This window comes from Rhodospirillales bacterium (assembly GCA_014323865.1).
GTDB lineage: Bacteria > Pseudomonadota > Alphaproteobacteria > SP197 > SP197 > SP197.
On record JACONG010000016.1, the window covers coordinates 150,427 to 171,955 of the forward strand.

At 66.8% G+C, this 21,529-nt stretch carries 21 protein-coding genes; 8 read left to right on the forward strand and 13 right to left on the reverse strand.

Annotation, left to right across the window (positions count from 1 at the left end; all coding sequences use genetic code 11):
• Nucleotides 1-411: 411 nt before the first annotated feature.
• The 4 genes from GDA49_09600 (at nt 412) to GDA49_09615 (ending at nt 5,216) form a co-directional block, all read left to right on the forward strand.
• Nucleotides 412-957, forward strand: a complete 546-nt coding sequence (locus GDA49_09600; GenBank protein MBC6440639.1) for a DUF3576 domain-containing protein — start codon at nt 412-414, stop codon at nt 955-957.
• A gap of 78 nt (nt 958-1,035) precedes the next feature.
• On the forward strand, nt 1,036-3,615 hold the full coding sequence (locus GDA49_09605; protein ID MBC6440640.1) for a leucine--tRNA ligase: 2,580 nt from the start codon (nt 1,036-1,038) through the stop codon (nt 3,613-3,615).
• A 4-nt stretch (nt 3,616-3,619) separates the two neighbouring features.
• Nucleotides 3,620-4,153, forward strand: coding sequence for a hypothetical protein (locus tag GDA49_09610; protein MBC6440641.1), 534 nt, complete (start codon nt 3,620-3,622; stop codon nt 4,151-4,153).
• A 13-nt stretch (nt 4,154-4,166) separates the two neighbouring features.
• Entirely contained in the window at nt 4,167-5,216 is a 1,050-nt protein-coding gene (locus tag GDA49_09615; GenBank protein MBC6440642.1) for a DNA polymerase III subunit delta, read from the forward strand.
• A 133-nt stretch (nt 5,217-5,349) separates the two neighbouring features.
• On the opposite strand, the gene GDA49_09620 is transcribed toward GDA49_09615, so the two are convergent.
• The 6 genes from GDA49_09620 to GDA49_09645 form a co-directional block, all read right to left on the reverse strand.
• Nucleotides 5,350-6,249: a ParB/RepB/Spo0J family partition protein gene (locus tag GDA49_09620; protein ID MBC6440643.1), complete on the reverse strand. Its 900-nt coding sequence runs from the start codon at nt 6,247-6,249 to the stop codon at nt 5,350-5,352.
• The gene (locus tag GDA49_09625) at nt 6,246-7,079 is read right to left on the reverse strand and encodes a ParA family protein (protein MBC6440644.1); all 834 of its coding nucleotides are present in this window, start codon (nt 7,077-7,079) and stop codon (nt 6,246-6,248) included. The genes GDA49_09620 and GDA49_09625 overlap by 4 nt, the downstream gene beginning before the upstream one ends.
• A gap of 19 nt (nt 7,080-7,098) precedes the next feature.
• The gene (gene rsmG, locus GDA49_09630; protein MBC6440645.1) at nt 7,099-7,713 is read right to left on the reverse strand and encodes a 16S rRNA (guanine(527)-N(7))-methyltransferase RsmG; all 615 of its coding nucleotides are present in this window, start codon (nt 7,711-7,713) and stop codon (nt 7,099-7,101) included.
• The gene (gene mnmG, locus GDA49_09635) at nt 7,710-9,575 is read right to left on the reverse strand and encodes a tRNA uridine-5-carboxymethylaminomethyl(34) synthesis enzyme MnmG (protein ID MBC6440646.1); all 1,866 of its coding nucleotides are present in this window, start codon (nt 9,573-9,575) and stop codon (nt 7,710-7,712) included. The genes rsmG and mnmG overlap by 4 nt, the downstream gene beginning before the upstream one ends.
• Nucleotides 9,576-9,677: 102 nt before the next feature.
• The gene (gene mnmE, locus GDA49_09640; protein ID MBC6440647.1) at nt 9,678-10,988 is read right to left on the reverse strand and encodes a tRNA uridine-5-carboxymethylaminomethyl(34) synthesis GTPase MnmE; all 1,311 of its coding nucleotides are present in this window, start codon (nt 10,986-10,988) and stop codon (nt 9,678-9,680) included.
• A gap of 37 nt (nt 10,989-11,025) precedes the next feature.
• Entirely contained in the window at nt 11,026-11,271 is a 246-nt protein-coding gene (locus GDA49_09645) for a hypothetical protein (protein ID MBC6440648.1), read from the reverse strand.
• A 98-nt stretch (nt 11,272-11,369) separates the two neighbouring features.
• Here GDA49_09645 and GDA49_09650 point away from each other — a divergent pair, with 98 nt between their 5' ends.
• A complete protein-coding gene (locus GDA49_09650; protein ID MBC6440649.1) occupies nt 11,370-13,415 on the forward strand; it encodes a thioredoxin domain-containing protein in 2,046 nt (681 codons plus the stop codon).
• Nucleotides 13,416-13,632: 217 nt separating this feature from the next.
• Here the strand turns inward: GDA49_09650 and GDA49_09655 are convergent, their stop codons facing one another.
• Both GDA49_09655 and GDA49_09660 read right to left on the reverse strand, forming a co-directional pair.
• Nucleotides 13,633-13,818, reverse strand: a complete 186-nt coding sequence (locus GDA49_09655; protein MBC6440650.1) for a DUF5615 family PIN-like protein — start codon at nt 13,816-13,818, stop codon at nt 13,633-13,635.
• Nucleotides 13,778-14,050, reverse strand: a complete 273-nt coding sequence (locus GDA49_09660; protein ID MBC6440651.1) for a DUF433 domain-containing protein — start codon at nt 14,048-14,050, stop codon at nt 13,778-13,780. Before GDA49_09660 ends, GDA49_09655 begins: the two co-directional genes overlap by 41 nt.
• 197 nt (nt 14,051-14,247) lie before the next feature.
• On the opposite strand from GDA49_09660, the gene GDA49_09665 reads away from it, so the two are divergent.
• Nucleotides 14,248-15,219 (forward strand): quinone oxidoreductase, encoded by a 972-nt coding sequence (locus GDA49_09665; GenBank protein ID MBC6440652.1) that lies wholly within the window; start codon nt 14,248-14,250, stop codon nt 15,217-15,219.
• Nucleotides 15,220-15,280: 61 nt separating this feature from the next.
• Here GDA49_09665 and dnaQ read toward each other — a convergent pair whose 3' ends face one another.
• From dnaQ to GDA49_09690, 5 genes are all read right to left on the reverse strand, one after another.
• The gene (dnaQ, locus tag GDA49_09670) at nt 15,281-15,988 is read right to left on the reverse strand and encodes a DNA polymerase III subunit epsilon (GenBank protein ID MBC6440653.1); all 708 of its coding nucleotides are present in this window, start codon (nt 15,986-15,988) and stop codon (nt 15,281-15,283) included.
• A 72-nt stretch (nt 15,989-16,060) separates the two neighbouring features.
• A complete protein-coding gene (gene coaE, locus GDA49_09675; protein ID MBC6440654.1) occupies nt 16,061-16,687 on the reverse strand; it encodes a dephospho-CoA kinase in 627 nt (208 codons plus the stop codon).
• 113 nt (nt 16,688-16,800) lie between these two features.
• Nucleotides 16,801-17,640 (reverse strand): shikimate dehydrogenase, encoded by an 840-nt coding sequence (locus tag GDA49_09680; protein ID MBC6440655.1) that lies wholly within the window; start codon nt 17,638-17,640, stop codon nt 16,801-16,803.
• Nucleotides 17,637-18,239, reverse strand: coding sequence for a Maf family protein (locus GDA49_09685; GenBank protein ID MBC6440656.1), 603 nt, complete (start codon nt 18,237-18,239; stop codon nt 17,637-17,639). The genes GDA49_09680 and GDA49_09685 overlap by 4 nt, the downstream gene beginning before the upstream one ends.
• Nucleotides 18,236-19,054 carry a kinase/pyrophosphorylase gene (locus GDA49_09690; protein ID MBC6440657.1) on the reverse strand — a complete coding sequence of 273 codons (819 nt, stop codon included), beginning with the start codon at nt 19,052-19,054 and terminating at the stop codon, nt 18,236-18,238. Before GDA49_09690 ends, GDA49_09685 begins: the two co-directional genes overlap by 4 nt.
• Before the next feature lie 417 nt (nt 19,055-19,471).
• Here GDA49_09690 and GDA49_09695 point away from each other — a divergent pair, with 417 nt between their 5' ends.
• Together GDA49_09695 and hemH are read left to right on the forward strand one after the other, a co-directional pair.
• A complete protein-coding gene (locus GDA49_09695; GenBank protein MBC6440658.1) occupies nt 19,472-20,503 on the forward strand; it encodes a uroporphyrinogen decarboxylase in 1,032 nt (343 codons plus the stop codon).
• Nucleotides 20,500-21,528, forward strand: coding sequence for a ferrochelatase (gene hemH / locus GDA49_09700; protein MBC6440659.1), 1,029 nt, complete (start codon nt 20,500-20,502; stop codon nt 21,526-21,528). The genes GDA49_09695 and hemH overlap by 4 nt, the downstream gene beginning before the upstream one ends.
• The last annotated feature ends 1 nt before the right edge of the window (nt 21,529 follow it).

Sequence of the window (21,529 nt, forward strand, 5' to 3'; positions counted from 1 at the left end):
TCATGGGGTTTTTCCATGAAGCGGGGCTTTCCCATGAGGCTTCGGCGCGGGACAACATTTGCTGCCTTGGACAGGGTGTGTAACAAAGGGACCCTGCCATGGGCAAGGCCCGGGTTGTGCCGGTTGTCGCGTTTCGGGGGAACTGTTGCATAAATGCCTCATGTGCCCGGCACCGGCTGTTACGGAAACGACACAGGACAGGCGTGACGCCGGTCTTGACGCGGGTCTTGACGCAAGCATGTCGACGCAGGATGTTCTTGCAGATGTTCTTGCCTGCGAACCCGGCCTGCGCCAAGCTGTGCGGAGGTCGGCACAGCACGCCGGCATCAGCATGAGGTTGCCCGTCCCTTGATCGACCGTTCCCTGACCGACTCCCCGACCGACTCCCCGATCGACACTGGCGTTTCCCCGCTGCGCACGGCGGGCGGTCGTCGCATCCTGACCGTTCTGACCGTGGCGGTGGCGCTCGCCGCCTGCGACAACATCAGCTATGACGGTGTCGAGGACACCATCCGCACGCCCGAGGGCCGGTCCGAGCCCGATATCGACGACCCGAACCGGCAGACGGTCTTCGGCCCGGGCGGCATCAGCAACCTGTTCGACAGAGGCCGGGCGGAGGATGGCGGCGGCGGCCTGGGCGTCAACGCGTTTCTGTGGCGCGCCTCGCTCGATACCCTGGCCTTCCTGCCGCCCCTTTCTGCCGACCCGCTGGGCGGGATCGTGATTTACGACTGGTACACGCCGCCGGAGACAGCGGGCGAGCGGTTCAAGGTCACGGTCTACATTCTCGATACGCGCCTGAGGGCCGATGGCGTGAGGGTCCAGGTCAACCGGCAGCTTCGCAGTGCCGACGGCGTGTGGTACGAAACGGCCGTGGTCGAGGAGACCGCAAGAGCGCTTGAGGATGCTATACTCACACGGGCCCGGCAGATGCGCATCGCGTATCTGGGTCAGTAGAGCCCCGCCGCGCAGCGCGAATCTTTGTGGCCGTCCGTTTTCCGGCCAACCTTGACGCAAGATGCATCGATGCAGGAGATGGCACGCGAACGCTACAATTTCCGTGAGGCCGAGGCGCGCTGGCGCAGGATCTGGGAGGAGCGCGGCACCTTCCGCGCGTCGGATGACCGCAGCAAACCCAAGGCCTATGTGCTGGAGATGTTTCCCTATCCCAGCGGGCGTATTCACATGGGCCATGTGCGCAACTACGCCATGGGCGACCTCGTGGCACGCTACAAGCGCGCCCGCGGCTTCAACGTGCTGCATCCCATGGGCTGGGACGCCTTCGGCCTGCCGGCCGAGAACGCCGCCATGGCCGAGGGCGTGCATCCGGGCGACTGGACCCGCGGGAACATCGCCACGATGCGCCGCCAGCTTCAGTCCATGGGCCTGTCGCTCGACTGGTCGCGCGAGATCGCCTCGTGCCATCCCGGGTATTATCGCCATCAGCAGAGGCTCTTTCTCGACTTCATGCAGGCCGGCCTGGTCGACCGGCGCGAGGCCTGGGTCAACTGGGATCCGGTCGACCGGACCGTCCTGGCGAACGAGCAGGTGATCGACGGCAAGGGTTGGCGCTCGGGCGCACCGGTTGAAAAACGTCAGCTGAAGCAATGGGTTTTCAGGATCACCGCGTTCGCCGACGAGCTTGCCGATGCGCTCGCCGGGCTGAACCGCTGGCCCGACAAGGTGCGCCTGATGCAGACCAACTGGATCGGGCGATCCGAGGGCCTGCGCATGCGCTTTGCGCTCAGGGACCGCGACGAACGGCTTGAGGTCTTCACGACCCGGCACGACACCATCTTCGGCGCGAGCTTCATGGCGCTCTCGCCGGAGCACCCGCTCAGCGCCGCGCTGGCGGCGAACGATCCGGGTCTCGCCGCGTTCGTCGCCGCGTGCAGCCGCATGGGCACCAGCGAGGAGGTCATCGAACGCGCCGAAAAGAAGGGCTACGACACCGGGCTCAAGGCGATCCATCCGTTCGACGGCCGTGAACTGCCCGTCTTTGTCGCCAACTTCGTGCTCATGGAATACGGCTCCGGCGCGATCTTCGGCTGCCCGGCGCACGACCAGCGCGATCTCGACTTCGCCAGGCGATACGGGCTCAGGGTCATACCCGTCGTCGTGCCACGGGGCGAAGACCCCGGGGCCTTCCATGTCGGCACCGAGGCCTACAAGGGCGACGGTCTGCTGGCGAATTCCGACTTTCTCGACGGCATGACGGTCGACGCCGCCAGGGAGGAGGTGGCGTCACGCCTTGAGGCGGAGGGCCATGGCGACCGCACGGTCAATTTTCGTCTGCGCGACTGGGGCGTCTCGCGTCAGCGCTACTGGGGTTGCCCGATCCCGGTCGTGCACTGTCCGGACTGCGGCATCGTACCGGTGCCCGAATGCGACCTGCCGGTTCGGCTGCCCGACGATGTCAGCTTCGACAGGCCCGGCAATCCCCTCGATCGCCACCCGACCTGGAAGCACGTCGCGTGTCCGGTCTGCGGCACCGCCGCGCAGCGCGACACCGATACGCTCGACACCTTTGTCGATTCCAGCTGGTACTTCCTGCGCTTCTGCTCGCCGCGTGACGACGCGCCGATGGACCGGGAGGCGGTGGCCTACTGGATGCCGGTCGATCAGTACATCGGCGGCATCGAACATGCGGTTCTGCATCTGCTCTACGCGCGTTTTTTCACCCGCGCCCTGCGACAATGCGGCTATCTCGACATGGACGAGCCCTTCGACGGTCTCTTCACCCAGGGCATGGTGATCCACGAGACCTACGGCATCCGCAACGGCGAGGTTCGGGACTACTACCGGCCCGACGAGGTGGTGCGCGGCGAGGACGGCTCGGTGACGCTGATCGACGGCGGGGCCGGGGTGACGGTCGGCCGCCCGGAGAAGATGTCGAAATCCAGGAAGAACGTCGTCGATCCCGAGCGCATCATCGAGGACTTCGGCGCGGACACGGCACGCTGGTTCATGCTCTCGGATTCGCCGCCCGAGCGCGATCTCGAATGGACCGACGCAGGCATTGCCGGGGCGCATCGTTTTGTCCAGCGCATCGCGCGCCTGGTGCGGGATGCGACCGATGGGCTGCCCGGGCCGGGCACAGCCGCGCCGGCGGCGTTTTCCGGGCGCGCGAAGGCGCTGCGGCAGGCGGTGCATCGCGCGATCGATGGCGTCACCGGCGATATCGAGGCCTTCCACTTCAACCGGTCGGTGGCCCGGATCCACGAACTTGCCAACGCCGTCGGCGCGTTCTCGCCCGCGGGCGAGGCGGATCGGTGGGCCCAGCGCGAGGCGCTGGAAACGCTGATCTGCCTCGTCGGTCCGATGATGCCGCATCTCGGCGAGGACATGTGGCAGGCCCTGGGTCACGGGACCCTGCTGGCCGACACAGCCTGGCCCGAGGCCGATCCGTCACTCGTGGCCGAAGAGACCGTGACCATCGCCGTGCAGGTCAACGGCAGGCTGCGGGCGCGGCGCGACATGCCGCGCGACGCCGCCAACGACAGTGTCGAGGCGGCGGCCCTCGGCGATGACAATGTGCAGCGCGCAATCGGTGACAGGACGGTGCGCAAGGTGATCGTCGTGCCGAACAAGATCATCAACATCGTGGTCGGCTGAGACGATGCGCAGGGACCGGCGAAGCGCCCTCCTCCTGCTTGCCGGTGGCGGCATGGCGGTGCTGCCGGGCTGCGGCTTCGAGCCGATCCATGCGCGGCCCCACGCCGAAAACGCGGTGGCGCGGAATCTCGCCGCCATCCGCGTCGCCGGGATCGGCGAGGGCAGGGAGCGGCGGATCGGCCAGATTCTGCGCAACGAGCTGATCGATCGCCTCACGGCCGGCGTGGGCCGGCAGGCGGAGCGTTACACGCTGGCAATCGACATCGAGCGGTCGACGGCGGCGCTGCAGGTCCAGACCAACGACACGGTCACGCGTTACAACCTGTCCCTGCGGGCGACCTTCGTGCTCAGGGATTCGCAGACCGAGGAGGTGCTCCACGACGGCACGGCACATGCCTCGGGCAGCTATGACGTGGTCGAGTCCGAGTATGCGACCCTCGTTGCCGAGGAGAACACGGCCAGGGAGGTCGCGCGCGATCTCTCGAACACGATCGCCAACCTGCTCGCGCTCCATTTCGTCCGGAACAGGGACGCCTGAGGTCCGCGATCGCATGAAGATCGCCAACCGCCAGGCCGACGCCTTCTGCCGGGACCCCGGCCCGAAGGTTCGCGTGGTGCTGGTCCACGGTGCCGACACCGGCATGGTGCGGGAACGCGCGGACGCGCTTGTCGCCGCCGCAGTCGAGGACCCCGCCGATCCGTTCGCGGTGGCCGAACTGGCCGGGGATGCGGCGGCAGCCGATCCGGCGCTTCTGATCGACGAGGCCGGGGCGATTGCGCTGACCGGAGGGCGGCGCGCCGTGCGGGTGAAGGGTGCGGGCGACAGGCTGGCCGATACGATCGCCGCCCTGCTGGCCCGGCCGACCGGCGACACGCTGGTCGTGCTCGAGGCCGGCGAGCTTCAGAATCGTTCGAGGCTGCGCGGCCTGCTTGAGAGGTCGCCGGAGGGTGCGGCCGTCGCCTGCTATCGGGACGAGGGTCGCGATATCGGGAGCGTGGTCGCGCAGGAGTTGGCCGCGCACGGGGTCGAAGCCGAGCGCGAGGCGCTGGCGTTGATGGTTTGCTATCTCGGCGGAGATCGGCGGCAGACGCGGAACGAGGCCGCCAAGCTGGCGCTTTATGTCGGCGAGGGCGGCAGGGCCAGCCTCGCGGATGTCGAGGCGGTCGTCGCGGACAGCTCCTTCCTGTCCCATGATCGCATCGCACATGCCGTGGGGTCGGGCCGCATGGACGATCTCGAGCGCAGCCTCGAACGCGCGCTTGCCGACCGGGAGAACCCGGTCACGATTCTCGGTGCGGTGCGCCGTTTCATGACCCAGGTCCAGCTCTACCTTGCGCTCCGGGATCGCGGTGCCGGCGACGAGGACGCGGCGAAGGCCGCCAGGGTCTTCCACTTCCGGGCTAGGGATGCGCTCAAGACTGCCGGTCGGTGCTGGTCATCGGACCGCGCCTGGCGGGCGCTCGGTCATCTCACGGAAGCGGAAATCCGCTGCAAGTCGACAGGCATACCGGCGGAGACCATCTGTCGCCGCGCCCTCCACGATCTTGCCCGCGCGGCGCGCGCGGGCGCGGGCCGCCAGAGCCGATCCCGTTCGGATTGAATCAATCCGGTTGGAGCCGCAAGCACTTTCAACCGAATACGATCCGCTTCGGATCTTCAAGATGCAGAGCGGATTCACGCATTCGGTTGGAGCCGCAAGCGGCTCCAACCGAATACGATCCGCTCTGAGGTTTTCAGGTCCGCACCGGCCTCGGTCGCGGCGGGGCCTCAAGCCGCGCGATGACCTCATCAAGCTGCTTGAGGTTGGCATAGTTCAGAACCAGCTTGCCCTTCTCGCCCTTCGGGAGGACCTCGACCCTGAGGCCGGTGGCCTCGGCAAGACGGTGCTCCAGATCCCTGATGTCGGCGCTTTGCGGCCCGGACAGCTGCCGGGTCCGCCCGCTGCGCGATTTCGTTGGTGCGCAAGCGCCGGCCCGCGATTCGGTCTCACGCACGGAGAGGCCCCCGGTGACGATCTCGCCCGCAAGGGCCTCGGGGTCCGGGGATGCCAGCAGCGCACGACCGTGACCGGCGGAAATCCTGCCGAGGTCGAGCAACCTGCGCACCGCCGGGGGCAGGCCGAGCAGGCGCACCATGTTGGCGACATGGGCCCGGCTCCTGCCGACCATGGTGGCGATGTCCATCTGGGTCAGCGCGAACTCCTTGCGCAGGCGTTCGTAGCCGGCGGCCTCCTCAAGCGGACCCAGGTCCTGGCGCTGCAGGTTCTCGATCAGGCCGAGTTCCAGCACCTCGCGGTCGCTGAGCTTGCGCACGATGACCGGGACGTCATGGAGCCGCGCCTTCTGGGCCGCCCGCCAGCGGCGCTCGCCCGCCACGATCTCATAGGCGTTGTGCTCGCCCGGAACCGGTCGCGCCACGATGGGCTGCATCATGCCGCTTGCGGTCAGGCTGGCGGCGAGATTGTCGAGCTCGCGCTCGTCGAAGCGGGTCCGCGGCTGAAAGCGTCCCGGCCGCAGGTGACCGATCGGCAGCGTGCGCAGGCCGTCGGTGGCGACGGCGTCCGTTCGTGCGGTCGGCGTCGGTTCGCCGATCAGCGCGGAGAGGCCACGGCCCAGTCCCCGTGTCCCGCTCATCGCGCCGCGCCTCGCCCGAGGGTTGCCTGCGCACGCTCACGGCGTAGCAGTTCACCCGCAAGATGCACATAAGCCTGAGCGCCCGCGCTATGAAAAGCATGCAACATCGCAGGCTTGCCGTAGGACGGCGCTTCACTGACACGAACATTGCGCGGGATGACCGTGTCATAGACCGTCTCGCCCATGACGTTGCGCACATCTGCGACGACCTCACGGCTCAGTCGATTCCGCTTGTCGAACATCGTGAGCACGATGCCCGAGACCCGGAGGGCGGGGTTGTAGGCCGCCCGCACCCGCTCGACCGTGTTGAGCAGCAGCGAGAGGCCCTCCAGGGCGAAGAACTCGCACTGCAGCGGCACGAGAACCTCATCGGCCGCGACGAGCGCGTTGAGCGTCAGCAGGCCGAGCGCAGGCGGACAATCGATCAGGACGAGATCGTAGCCCCGGGCCATGTCGGCCAGCGCATTCTTCATCCGGTCTTGCCGGTCGGGCGCATTGACCAGCTCGATCTCGGCACCGGAGAGGTCGACCGTGGCCGGAACGATCTCCAGGTTCGGGACCGCCGTCGTCATCGGCGTGACCGGTCCGTCGGTCAGAAGATCGTAGGTTGTCCGATGCCTGTCAGACGGTGCGATACCGAGTCCGGTGCTCGCGTTGCCCTGCGAATCGGCATCGACGATCAGCACGCGACGACCGACCGCGGTCAGCGCCGTGGCAAGATTGATCGCCGTCGTGGTCTTGCCGACGCCGCCTTTCTGATTCGCCACCGCGACGATCCGACATGTGCTGTCATACCCGTATTCCCGGGCGAGTCGCTCTGTCGTCCCCATGTCATTCCCACATATTGTGTTACCTGTGCCCATCATAATACAATCGGTCGATCAAGAGAAGAGAACTCCCTGGCTGTGTGACACTGGGCTGACGGCTGTACCACATGTGCCACAGCTGTGCGGCGGCCTTGAGCTCGTCGTCCAGCGCAGCGCCCTTGGGCAGGATCGCAAGGCTCCCTTCGGCCATGAAGCGGGCGACCATCGGAACCAGGCGCTCAAGCGGAGCCACGGCACGGGCGGTCACCACATCGGCCGCTTCGGCCGGCAGAGCCTGCGCCCGGGCGGTGTGTATGACCGGTGTCACCCCCGCCGCACCGGCCGCGGCATGGAGAAACGCCGCCTTCTTCCGATCGCTCTCGATCAGCTCGACACCCCGGACGCCCAGAATGGCCAGGATGACACCCGGCAGACCCGCACCGGAGCCGATGTCGACCAGCCGCCGGCAGGACGGCGGCACGAAGCGGGCAATCTGGGCACAGTCGAGGATGTGGCGATGCCAGATGTCCCCGATCGTGTTGCGCCCGACAAGGTTGATGCGTGTCTGCCAGTCGAGCAGCGTCGCGACATAGGCCTCAAGACGTTCCCGTGTTTCACGTGAAACACCGATCCGGGCGCAGACCGCGTCCGCGTTCATGCGGCCCGCCGCCGGACGTGGGCAATCAGCGCCTGGAGTGCCGCCGGCGTGACGCCGGGAATGCGCGCCGCCTGGCCCAGGGTGGCGGGCCGCGACGCGGCGAGCTTCTCGCGCATCTCGTTCGAGAGACCGCCCACCGCATCGAGATCGAGATCGGACGGCAGCACCAGCGCCTCGTCACGGCGGAAGGTCGCAATGTCGGCCTCCATGCGCCCGACATAACCGGCATAACGCCCTGCAATCTCGACCTGCTCGAGGGCGTGGCCGGGCCAGGTCGCAATCTCGGGCCAGAGCGTCGCCAGGGTCTCACGTGTCGCACCGGGACAGGCGAAGAGATCGATCAGGCTGCGGCGGCGGCCGTCGCTGTTGACCCTGAGGCCTGCGGCAGCCGCATTCTGCGGCGTGGCCGACAGCGCGGCGGCCCGCGCCAGGGCCCGGGCGACCTCGGCCTCCCGGGCCACAAACATCGCCCGGCGACCGGCGCCGACACATCCGATGGCGAGCCCGCGCGGGGTCAGGCGCAGGTCGGCGTTGTCGGCACGCAACATGAGACGGTATTCGGCGCGGCTCGTGAACATGCGATAGGGCTCCGCGGTGCCGCGGGTCACGAGATCGTCGATCATGACGCCGAGATAGGCTTCGGCCCGGTCGAAGGTCACGGAATCTCCGCCCCCGGCCCGGCGCGCCGCGTTGATCCCCGCCACAAGCCCCTGCCCTCCGGCCTCCTCGTAACCCGTGGTGCCGTTGATCTGGCCGGCCAGGAACAACCCCGGCACCCGGCGCGTTTCCAGCGTATGCCCGAGTTCGCGCGGATCGACAAAGTCATAGGCGATGGCATAACCGTGCTGCTCGATCACGGCGTTCTCGAGGCCGGGGATCGAGGCCACAACGGCGGCCTGCACGTCGCACGGCAAGGATGTCGAGAGGCCGTTGGGATAGACCGTGTCGGTCTCCAGACCCTCGGGCTCAAGGAAGATCTGATGATCGGGCTTTTCGGCAAAGCGGACGACCTTGTCCTCGATCGACGGGCAGTAGCGCGGGCCCGGGCCGTCGAGCTGGCCGGAGAAGATCGGCGCGCGGGCGAGATTGGCGCGAATGATGGCGTGGCTCGCCTCGGTCGTCCGGGTAATGTGGCAGGGGATCTGCGGCACCGCGATGCGCTCGGTCATCCAGGAAAACGGGACCGGCGGATCGTCGCCGGGCTGCACGGTGCAGGTCTCGCGGTCGATGGTCCGGCCATCAAGGCGCGGCGGGGTTCCCGTCTTGAGACGGCCGAGGGCAAACCCGAGCCGTTCGAGCGTCAACGCGAGGCCCACCGCCGGTGCATCGCCGATGCGCCCGGCGGGCCAGGTCCTCTGGCCCATGTGGACCATGCCGCGCAGGAACGTCCCGGTCGTCACAACCGCCGCACGGCACGGAATCCGCCGCCCGTCGGTCAGACGAAGGCCCGCGACGGCGTCGGTCCCGTCGAGCACGACATCGTCGGCCTCACCCTCGAGGATCGTCAGGCCGGTCTGTTCGGCAAGCAGGTCCCGGACCGCTGCAGCGTAGAGCAGCCGATCGGCCTGGGCCCGGGGACCGCGCACCGCAGGGCCCCTGCTGGCATTGAGCATGCGGAACTGGATGCCGGCCCGGTCGATGGCGCGCGCCATGACACCATCCAGGGCATCGATCTCGCGCACCAGATGGCCCTTGCCGAGCCCGCCGATGGCAGGATTGCACGACATGGCCCCGATCGTCGCGGCCTTCTGGGTGACAAGCAGGGTCACGGCACCGCAACGGGCCGCAGCCGCAGCCGCCTCCGTTCCGGCGTGGCCGCCGCCGACCACGATCACATCATATTCCATGGCATCGTATTCCATGGCTGCCGTCATGGCGCGATATGTAAGGCGTCCAGGCCTCGGGATCAAAGCACGATCCGGGGATGTTTCACGTGAAACACCATGCTGTGGCCATGCCGTGGCCTACTTGCCGATACAGAACCCGGAAAAGATGACATCGAGCAGGTCCTCCACATCGACGCGCCCGGTAATCCGTCCCAACGCCGTGGCCGCCAGACGCAGCTCCTCGGCGGCGAGGGCCGCCTCCGCACCGGGATCGACCCGATCGAGCGCTGCCAGAGCCTGTTCGACATGCGCCCTGTGCCGCCGGCGTGTCGGACCGGCGCTGTGGCCGGTCCAGGCCGCCTCGAACCGCGCGGCCATGGCATCGAGCAGGGTATCGATCCCCTGCCCGGTCCGCGCACTGATCGGGATCGCCCCGGAGTCCGGGGTGATCCCGAGATCGCTCTTGTTCGCCACGATCAGCGCGCCGTCGCCAGCATGGGGTTCCACAGCCGGCCAGGTCGCGTCCCAATCGGCGGCATCGGCCACCAGAAGCGCCAGATCGGCCGCCTCCGCACGGCTCCGTGCCCGTCGCATACCCTCGGCCTCGATCGCTCCCGCGTCCTCGCGCAAGCCTGCGGTATCGGCCAGAACCACGGGGAATCCGGCCACATCCATCATGACCTCGACGACATCCCGCGTGGTGCCGGCCTCGTCCGACACGATCGCGGCATCCCGCCGGGCCAGTTGGTTCAGAAGACTGGATTTTCCCACATTGGGCGCACCCAGGATCACGACCCGCAATCCCTCGCGCAGCCGCTCCGCCCGGGATTCATCGCCCAGATGACCCGCCATCGCGGCCCGCAGGTCAGCCACATCACCGGCGAACCCCGCGAGAACGTCGTCGGGCAGGTCGTCGTCGGCAAAATCGATCACGGCTTCCAGGCGCGCCATCAGGGCGACCAGACGATCGCACCAGCCATCGTAGACCTGCTCCAAACCGCCCGCCAACTGGCCGAGCGCCTGATCGCGCTGCCGTGCGGTGTCGGCCTCCACCAGATCCGCGACCGCCTCGGCGGCGGTCAGATCGATCCTGCCGTTGAGCACGGCCCGGCGCGTGAATTCACCGGGTTCGGCGGGCCGCATGCCCGGCAGGCGCGCCAGGACAGCCATGACGCCCGCGATCACAGCGCGGCCGCCGTGCACGTGAAATTCCGCCATGTCCTCACCGGACTGGCTGGCCGGCGCGGGACACCACAGCACGAGGCCAGAGTCCAGCACGGCACCATCCTGCGGGTCCACAAGGGATCGAAGAACGGCGCGGCGCGGTGCGGGCAAGCCCGTTCCCGTCAACACGCCGATTGCCTCACCGGCAGCAGGACCGGAGACACGGATCACCGCAACGGCGGCCCGTCCCGGTGCCGTCGAGAGGGCGAAGATGGTCACAACGATGGATACGACGACGGATGTTTCACGTGAAACATCGTGGTCAGGACCGGTCTTTGCCCCCGGCTTCGGTCATCTGGCGCCAGAATCGCATCATCTGGTCCATGCCGTCCGTCGAGGTGCCCATCCACGCCTTGAGCGCCGCCTCGGGATCGAACCCGGCTGCCGCCTCGGTCATGCGGGCCTTGAGACCGGCCATGATCTCCTCCTGGAAAGGACGGACATCCGGCATGCCGAGAAAGGCGCGGGCCTCCTCGGGTGTGCAGTCGATCTCGATCCTGACCTTCATGGTATACCCCCCACCGATCCTGGGGTTGAGATTGGTTCTCAACGCCGCCACGTTACCGATGCCTTCCCTTCAGTCTACCACGTTCGGCGGTCTCCGCGATGGATTTTCAGCGCAACAATCTCGACCGGGAAACCAGCCCCTATCTGGTGCAGCACCGGGACAATCCGGTCCACTGGCAGCCCTGGCGCGCCGACGTCCTGGCCCATGCCAGGGCCGAGGACAAGCCGATCCTGCTCTCGGTGGGTTACGCCGCCTGCCACTGGTGTCACGTGATGGCACACGAGAGCTTCGAACGTGACGCGATCGCCAGCGTGATGAACGCGCTCTTCGTCAACATCAAGGTCGACCGCGAGGAACGGCCCGACATCGACACGATCTACCAGACGGCCCTGCAGCTCCTCGGCCTGCAGGGTGGCTGGCCGCTCACCATGTTCCTGACGCCCGATGGCGAACCCTTCTGGGGCGGCACCTACTTCCCCGGCACAGCGAAGTACGGCCGGCCCGGCTTCGCCGACGTGCTGGTGGCAGTCGAAGACACCTTCCACAACGGCAAGGACAGGATCGACCGGAACCGCCTGGCCCTGCAGAAGGCCCTGACCGGGCTCTCGGTCAAGCAGCCCGGTACCGCGCTGGCCGGGGACATCGCCGACCGGGTGGCCGAACAGCTGATGCAGGCCGTCGACATGCGCTACGGCGGCATCGGCCAGGCGCCGAAGTTCCCGCATGTGCCCGACCTCGACCTCTTGTGGCGCGCCCACCGCAAGGGTGCGGGCGACAGCTTCGGTCGTGCCGTCCTGGTCTCGGCCGACGCCATGGCCGAAGGCGGCATCTATGACCATCTCGGCGGCGGCTGGGCGCGTTACTCGGTCGATCAGATCTGGCTCGTGCCGCATTTCGAGAAGATGCTCTATGACAACAGCCAGCTCATCGAGCATTACACGAGGCTCTGGCTCGGCACCGGCCACGACCTCTACCGCCGCCGTGTTGCCGAGACCGTCGGATGGCTCGAACGCGAGATGACGACGGCCGACGGTGCCTTCTGCTCCAGCCTCGATGCCGATTCCGACGACGGGACCGGCCACAGCGAGGAAGGCGCCTTCTACGTCTGGACCGAGGAGCAGATCGACGCGGCCCTGGGCGACGGTGCGACCCTCTTCAAACACCATTATGGGGTCACGCCCGACGGCAACTGGGAAGAGAAGACCATCCTCAACCGCCTCGCCACCGGCGAGCCGGAGCCGGAGACCGAGGCCCGGCTGGCCGTGCTGCGCGCCAGGCTGCTCCATATTCGCGCGTCCCGCCCGCGCCCCGGCCTCGACGACAAGGTGCTCGCCGACTGGAACGGCCTGATGATCCGTGCACTGACCCGTGCCGGCGCGGCCTTCGAACGGCCGGAGTGGGTCGCCAGGGCCCGTCGCGCCTTCGATCACATCGCGACGACCATGTCAGACGGCGACCGTCTCAGGCACAGCGCGCGCGACGGCAAGGTTCTGGATGTCGCCCTGCTCGACGACTACAGCCACATGGCCGACGCCGCCCTGGCGCTCTACGAGGTCACGGGCGAGCGCAGCCTGATCGAACGCGCTCGCGCCTGGGTTGCAGTCGCCGATGCCCACTACTGGGACGACGAGGGCGGTGGCTACTTCTTCACCGCCGACCATGCCGAGGCCCTGATCGTGCGCACCAAGAGCGCGCTCGACAATGCCACACCGTCAGGCAATGGAACGATGATCGGTGTCCTGGCGCGGCTCTGGCACCTGACCGGCGAGACCGCCTGCCGCGACCGTGCCGAGGCCATCGCGGCGACCTTCAGCCAGGACGCGGCGCAGAACCCCATGGCTCACGCCGTCATCCTCCTCAATCTCGATCTTCTCAACCGGGCCTTGCAGATTGTCATCGTCGGCGAACGCGGCGACGCCACCACCGACGCGCTCCTCGCCGAGGTCTGGCGCGCCGGCCGCATGGACACGGTCGTCACCGTCATCGCACCCGACGAAGCCCTGCCCGACGGCCATCCGGCGACCGGCAAGGACCAGGTTGACGGCCGAGCGACCGCCTATGTCTGCGAAGGCCCGGTCTGCTCGCTGCCGGTGACGGACTCCTCAGGGCTCGCGGTGCTCCTCTCCTCAACGTCCGGCCAGTGACCGAATACGCACACGACAACCGTCGAAGACGACGATCGACCCGCAATCCAGGTCCGGTTCAATCTCGCCAAGGTGACGCACGATTGCCTCGGCCTGATGCTCCGGACGCCTCGACTTCTCGCCGCGAAACAGGATGAACGAGGGCTTTCCGGACTTAACGCGACGTCATCAGAAGTGTCCCGAAGTCCATGTCGCAAGAAACGATGATCCGATCGTCCTAGATCGCCCGATCAACGATCTGCGGATCGGACGCCTCGGAAAGACCCAAATCCCTGACATGGACGGCATCGTGGCCATTGCTCTTCAGCTGCTCTTCAGCCGATCGGCGAGCCTGTGGGACAGCGCCTGATCGACGAGAAACCTCAATGGGACACCATCGGAATCTCACGATAATCGACCGCATGAGCCGCGAACCGAAGAGCCTGTCGGATGTCCTCTGCCTCCAGATCGGGGTGATCACCGAGGATATCCCCGGTTGTCATTCCCTCCGCCACCATACCTACGACGGTGGCAACGGGCATGCGCATCCCGCGAATGCAGGGCGTGCCGCCCATTTTTTCGGGGTCCACGGTGATACGGTCATGTCGCCGACCTTCTTCGGGAAGCCTTCGCTCCCCCGCGGACTGAAGGAACATCATTGCGTTCGTCGACATACTTCGCTCCCCCCGGTTTGTCCGGGATCCACGGTGATACCGTGCATAGGTTATCGTGTTGTTCATATATCCTTATCTCACATCCTTTTATTTTCACGTTATTTTTACGAGCGACCATACCAGCAGTCCGTCGCATCCAGTCACAGCAGAATGGCAGCAACAGACAGGGGAGGCCAGAGATGGGGACAGCAGTACGCATTCATGAGACCGGCGGGCCGGAGGTGCTCAGGATCGAGGAGGCCGAGGTCGGCGCGCCGGGGACAGGCGAGATCCGCATCCGGCACACCGCGGTCGGGCTCAACTTCATCGACACCTATCAGCGCTCCGGGCTCTATCCGATGTCCCTGCCGGCGACGCTCGGCATGGAGGCGGCCGGTGTCGTCGAGGCGGTCGGGGACGGCGTCGACGGGCTGGCCGACGGTGACCGGGTGGCCTATCCGATGACCGCCGGCGCCTACAGCACCGAGCGCACGATCCAGGCGGCCAGGGTCGTCAAGATACCGGATACGGTCGACGACCAGACGGCGGCAGCGATGATGCTGAAGGGCATGACGGTGGAGTACCTTCTGCACCGCACCTTTCCGGTCGAAGCGGGCCAGACCATCCTGTTCCATGCGGCGGCCGGGGGCGTCGGGCTGATCGCCTGCCAGTGGGCCAAGGCGCTTGGCGTCACCGTGATCGGCACGGTCTCGACCGACGAGAAGGCCGCGCTCGCCGCCAGACATGGCTGCGACCATCCGATCGTCAGCGCGCGCGAGGATATTGCCGAACGCGTCAAGGAGATCACGGACGGCAAGGGCGTGCCCGCGGTTTACGACTCGATCGGTGCCGATACGTTCGAGGCCTCACTCGCATCGCTCAGCCCGCGCGGCATGATGGTTTCGTTCGGCCAGTCCTCGGGGCCGGTCACCAGCCTCAACCCCGCGCGTCTGGCCCAGGGGGGTTCGCTGTTCTACACGCGGCCCAGCCTCGCCAACTACATCGCGACCCGCGACGAGCTGGAGCTTTCGGGCGCGCGGCTGTTCGACATGGTCGGATCGGGCAAGGTCGGCATCAACGTCAACCAGACCTACCCGCTGGTCGAGACCGAACGGGCCCATCGCGACCTCGAGGGTCGCAAGACCACGGGCTCGACCGTGCTGCTGCCATGAGCGACACCGTGAAAGCCGTCCGCGTCAACGAGCAGGGCAACGACGCCGTTCCGAGCCTGGATCAGCGCATAAGGTGGGCGAACTTGTCCCGGAACCAGATCGAATTGGGGACATTCTTGTGGAGGTAGGCCTTGTGACGAGCTTTTTCCTCTGGTGTCGCCTCATGAGAACGCGGTTCGCGTCGAACACGGGGGCGCGATGCATCCCTTGACCCGTATCCGGGCGCGCGCGCCTGGTTGGCAAAGGCAAAGTCCGCCTGCCGACCACCCTTCAGTTCGAGATAGACTTGGGCCAGAAGCTCGGCATCGAGCAACGCGCCATGGCGGGTCCGTGCCGAGTCATCGACCCCAAGGCGCTTCATCAGGGCGTCCAGGCTGTTGGCCTGTCCGGGATAGATCTTGCGCGCCAGCTCCAGCGAACAGGTCACGCGCTCGCCGCTGATCGGCTCCATGCCCTCCATGCGGAGTTCATTGTTGAGGAAGGTCAGATCGAACTCGGCGTTGTGGATGACGAGCCGGCTGTCAGCGAGGAAATCGAGCAGATCCTGAGCCTTGTCGCGAAACAGCGGCTGCCTCGCCAGGTACCCATCGGAGAGGCCATGCACATTGTAGGCCTCGCGTTCGTTCCCGCGTTGCGGATTGAGATAGGTCTGCCACGTTTTACCGGTCGGGATAAGGTTGACCAGCTCGACACAGCCGATTTCAACCAACCGGTGACCGGCCCCCAAGTCGAGACCGGTGGTCTCGGTATCGAGAACGACTTCGCGCATGGCATCCGGCGGGCAGAAGCCGACAGACTACACGATCGGACACCGTCAGGCGAGACGCGGACGGAACGCCGATCAGCGCGGCGGCCAGATTTGGCCGTGTCTTGTCCCCAGGTCGCGCGCGATGATACCGACGGAACGCCATGTCAGCCCCCTGGAAAGACCCGTCGGCACGATGTAGTCGGCTTTGCGTCGTTTCTCCGCATCGGGCATCTGCCGGCGGCGAATCGAGGCCAGTTTGTCGGCGGTCATCCCGGGTCGGCGCAGAACCCTGTGGGTCTGGATGAAGGCGGGCGCGCTGACCACGCAGGTGGCATCGACGTTGCGCTCACCCCCGGTCTCGAACAGCAGGGGGACATCCACGATGACAAGGCGCGTGCCGCGTCGGCATGCCCAGCGCAGAAACCGGTCACGCGCGGCACCGACCAACGGATGCACCGCGGCTTCCAGAGCCGCCAGGGCCGCCTTGTCGCCGAGCGCCGCAGCGCCGAGCTTCACCCTGTCGATCCGCGCATTGCGCCCGCTGCCCACGATAGCATCGGGAAACATCGCGGCCACAACGGGCACCGCCGCGCCACCGGGTCCGTAGAGTCTGTGGACGGCCGTATCGGCGTCGTGCACCTGCGCGCCGCGGCGGGCAAACATCGCCGCCACGGTCGACTTACCCATGCCGATGGATCCGGTGAGACCGAGCACGAACATGCCCGCTCTTTACGTCATCGCACAGACGCACGCCATGACCGGGACATCCGACTGACCGACCGGACGACCTCAACGGCATCCGGGAGCAGTGCCGCGCTGGCATCAGCCAGCGGTTACAATCCCTCGGCGACATAGGCGTAGAGGGCACCTGTGACCTCGGGTTCGCGGCCGAACCAGGCGGCAAAGCCGGGACGGGCCTGATGCAGCAACATGCCCAAACCATCGACCGTGCGCAGGTGGCGCGCCGCGGATCGATGCAGAAGATCGGTCTTGAGCGGGGCGTAGACGAGATCGCAGACGACCGCATCGTCGCCGAGCGGATCGAGCGCGATCCCGAGCGGCGGTTGGCCCGTCATGCCGAGCCGGGTCGTGTTGACGACGAGCCCCGCACCGTCGAGCGCCTGGTCGCGCTCGTCCCAGGCCACGGCGACAACGGCCTCGCCGAATTCGTCGGCCAGGCCCTCGGCCCGTTCGGCGGTGCGATTGGCGAGACGGAGCTCACGCACGCCCGCTTCGAGCAGACCGACGATGACCGCGCGGCTCGCACCGCCGGCACCGAGTACGACGGCGGGCCGGTCCACTGGCCAGGCGGGCGCCCGTTGTTCCAGATTCTCGAGAAAGCCGAAGGCATCGGTGTTGGTCACCCTGATGGCACCCTCGTCGGTGACGACGACGGTGTTGCCGGCACCGATCCGGCGGGCGCCCTCGTCGGCCTCATCGGCCAGCGCCAGCGTCTGTTCCTTGTGCGGCAGCGTCACGTTGCAGCCCCGCAGGCCGAGCGACGGCAGGGCGCGCAGGGCCTGCTCGAAATCTTCGGGTGCAACGGACAGCGGGACATAGGCGCCGTCGATGCCGTAGGCCTCGAGCCAGAAACCGTGCAACCGGGGCGAGCGGGAATGGCTCACCGGCCAGCCCATCACACCCGCAACCAGCGCCTTGCCCGAGATTGTCATGACGGCAGCACTCCCTGAACGCGCAGTTGGTCGAGCACCGGCAGCAGCGGCAACCCGACGATGGTGAAGTGGTCGCCGTCGATCCGGTGGAAGAGCTGAAGGCCCGGACCCTCGACCTGATAACAACCGACACTGGTGCACACCCTGTCGCCGACCGCCTCGAGGTAGGAATCGAGAAAGCCGTCGGTAAACGGCCGCATCGTCATCGCGGCAACCGCCGTTTCATGCCATAGCCGTGCCTCGTCACGCAGCAGAACGACCGAGGAGATCAGACGATGGGTCCGCCCGGCGAGGGACAGCAGATGATCGCGAGCGACCGCAACGCTCTCGGGTTTGTCGTACCAGCGGCCTTCACACTCGAGCATCTGGTCGGCGCCCAGCACGAGAGCGCCGGGCTGGCGTGCACTCACCCGCCGCGCCTTCAGTTCGGCCAGGGTTTCGGCGACCTGTTCGACCGGCGCACCTTCGGCCTTCAGCGAGTCCCTGACTGCATCCTCGTCGATGTTGGCCGCATCGACCTCGAAGACCACACCGGCGTTCTCCAGCATCTGTCGCCGACCGCCGCTGCGCGAGGCAAGGATGAGACGGGGGCCTGTCATGGCAGGGCCCCGAAGCGTTCCTGGTAGAGCTGCAGGATGGCGGCCGCAGATTCCTCGATCGAACGGCGGGTCACGTCGATCACGGGCCAGCCGTGCCTTTCGTAGAGCCGGCGGGCATGGGCCAGCTCGCGGCGCACGGCCTGGGGTTCGATGTAGTCGCTCTCGCCGTCCTGCTGCAGCATGGTCATGCGGTTCCTGCGGATCTGCACCAGCCGGTCGGCACTCTGGTAAAGCGCCACGATCAACGGCTTGCTGGCCTCGAGCAGCTCCTCGGGCGGATCGACACCGGGCACGATCGGCACGTTCGCAGCCTTGAGCCCGCGGTTGGCAAGATAGAAGCAGGTCGGCGTCTTCGACGTGCGCGAGACGCCAACCACGATCACGTCAGCGTCCTCAATGTCGTGGGGTGATTGACCGTCGTCATGGCGCAGGACGAACTGGATCGCGTCGACCCGGGCGAAATACTCGGCATCCAGCGCGTGCTGGCCGCCGGGCTGCCCTTTCACCGGCTGGCCGAGATAACCCGACAGCACGCCGAGCACGGGATCGAGCACCGGCACGCAGGGCACACCGATGCGCTGGCAGCCGAGCAGGAGCTGATCGCGCCTGGCCGGATCGACCATGGTGTAGATCACCACCCCGGGATTGGCTTCGATTGCGGCCAGAACACGATTCATCTGGCGCTCCGAACGGACCAGCGCCCAGACGTGTTCGATCGACTCGACATCCTCGAACTGCGCCACGGCGGCATGGGCCACCGACAGGATCGTTTCGCCGGTGGCGTCCGACACCAGATGGAAATGAAAGCTGGTCACAAGCCTGTGGGAGATTCGCGGCCCATGGGCAGATAACTCGCCTTAAACACCTGCCGCCGCAAGTCCGTTCCCGCTATCCCACAACACGCCGGCAACATGTCCCCATGGGGAGTTCCATGACGAACCCGTTGTGGAGATGTGACGGCATCCGCGATTCATGCCCGAAACTCCCAAGGTCATCCACACAAAGACCCACGACGTGACTCGCCGGGATATGGCGAGTCGCCCGATCCTCGCGAAACCGACATTCCGGGTTCATCCCCAAGTCTGCCATCCCTGTTGACGACTCGGCGCAAATCGTTGGCTCCACACCATCGACAGGGATTCACTACCACCACATCCTTTTTCTTAACCTTTTCCTGGTTAGGGGTTGGGTGTACGACCCTGACCGTGCCAACCGATCTTTCCGCCCGAACGATGGCATCGAAACCCCTGATCCGCGTGCTCGGAGGCGAACGTGTCGATCCCGTGCCGATGTGGCTGATGCGCCAGGCAGGACGTTACCTGCCGGAGTATCGTGCCCTGCGTGCATCTGCGCCCGATTTCATGACCTGCTGCAACACGCCCGAGATGGCGGCGGAGATCACGTTGCAGCCGATCCGGCGTTTCGGGCTCGATGCGGCGATCGTGTTTTCCGACATCCTGATCCTGCCCCGTGCCATGGGGCGCACGGTCCGGTTCGTCGAGGGTGAAGGGCCCAGGCTTGAACCGCTCAGCACACGGCATGAGATCAATGCGCTGGAACCGGCCCGCGCGGTCGAGGGCAACATGCCGCTGATGCAGACGCTGGGCCGTGTTGCCGTCGAGCTCGATTCCGACACCGCGCTGATCGGCTTTGCCGGGGCGCCGTTCACGCTCGCCGCCTATATGGTCGACGGCGAGGGGGGCGGTGCGTTCCCCAGGACCAGGGCGATGATGACCGACGATCCGGCCCTGCTCGATTCCCTGCTTGAAGTCCTGGCCGAGGCGGTCGCGATGCTGCTGGTTGCCGAGATCGACGCCGGGGCCGAGGCGGTGCAGATCTTCGACAGCTGGGCCGGCCTTCTGGAGAGCGACGAGGCCTTCGCCCGCTTCTCGACCCGTCCGATCGCATGGATCGTTGCCGACATCCATCGTGCCCGGCCCGGCGTACCTGTCATCGGGTTCCCGCGCGGGGCGCGCTGCCGCTACGCGGCGTTCCTGGAAGCGACAGGCGTGAATGCGCTTCAGGTCGATCAAATGACATCGCTGGAGTCGATGGCCGCGTTGCAGTGCCATGGTCCGGTGCAGGGCAATCTCGATCCCCGGATTCTGCTGGAGGGTGGGGAAACACTCGACCGCACTGCGACCGAGATCGTCGGGGTCCTCGCCGGTGGACCGCATGTCTTCAACCTGGGCCATGGTGTGATCAAGGAAACCCCGCCCGACCATGTTGCCCAACTCGTGGCGGCCGTCAGGGGTGTGTCATGACCCGCACGGCGGTGGTGCTGTTCAATCTCGGCGGTCCGGAATCGCCGGAGACGATCCAGCCTTTCCTCAACAACCTCTTCAACGATCCCGCCATTATCGGCCTGCCTTGGCCCCTGCGACCGCTGCTGGCGTCGGTGATCTCGAACAAACGCCAGAAGGAGGCGCGCGAGATCTACGCCCATATCGGCGGGCGCTCGCCGCTGCTGCCCGGAACCCAGGCGCAGGCCAGGGCGCTCGAAACGGCCCTTGGCGACGGCACCCGCGTCTTCATCGCCATGCGTTACTGGCACCCCATGAGCGACGACACCGCGCACGAGGTTGCTGCCTTCAAACCCGACCTTATCGTGCTGTTGCCGCTCTATCCGCAGTACTCGACCACGACGACCGGCTCGTCGCTGACGGCATGGCGCAAGGCTGCCAGGACGATCGGGCTCACCGTACCCACGGTCTCGGTCTGCTGTTACCCCGTGTCCGAGGGTGTCATCCAGGCCCACGCCAACCTGCTCGGGGCGGCGCTCGACGATGCTGGCGACGCGCCGGTGCGAGTCCTGTTCTCGGCCCACGGCCTGCCCGAGAAGATCGTCAGGGCGGGCGATCCCTATCAGTGGCAGATCGAGCAGACGGCTGAGGCCGTCCTCGCCCGGCTCGGCCGTGAGGAGCTCGACTGGCAGGTTTGCTACCAGTCCCGCGTTGGTCCGCTGACCTGGATCGGGCCTTCGACCGAGGACGAGATCAAACGCGCCGGCGCCGACGGCAAGGGTGCCGTTATCGTGCCGATCGCCTTTGTCAGCGAACATTCCGAAACCCTCGTCGAGCTCGATATCGAATATGCCGAGCTTGCCGCCGAAGTGGGTTGCAAGCCCTATCGCCGTGTTCCGGCCCTTGGGACCGAGCAGGCCTTCATCGACGGTCTCGCCGCCTCGGTGCGGCAGGCCCTGGAGAACGGCCGCCCCGCGATCGCACCCGATGGCGGACGCCGCCTCTGTCCGGCAGACTGGAGCAAATGCGCCTGCCGGGAGGCGTGAG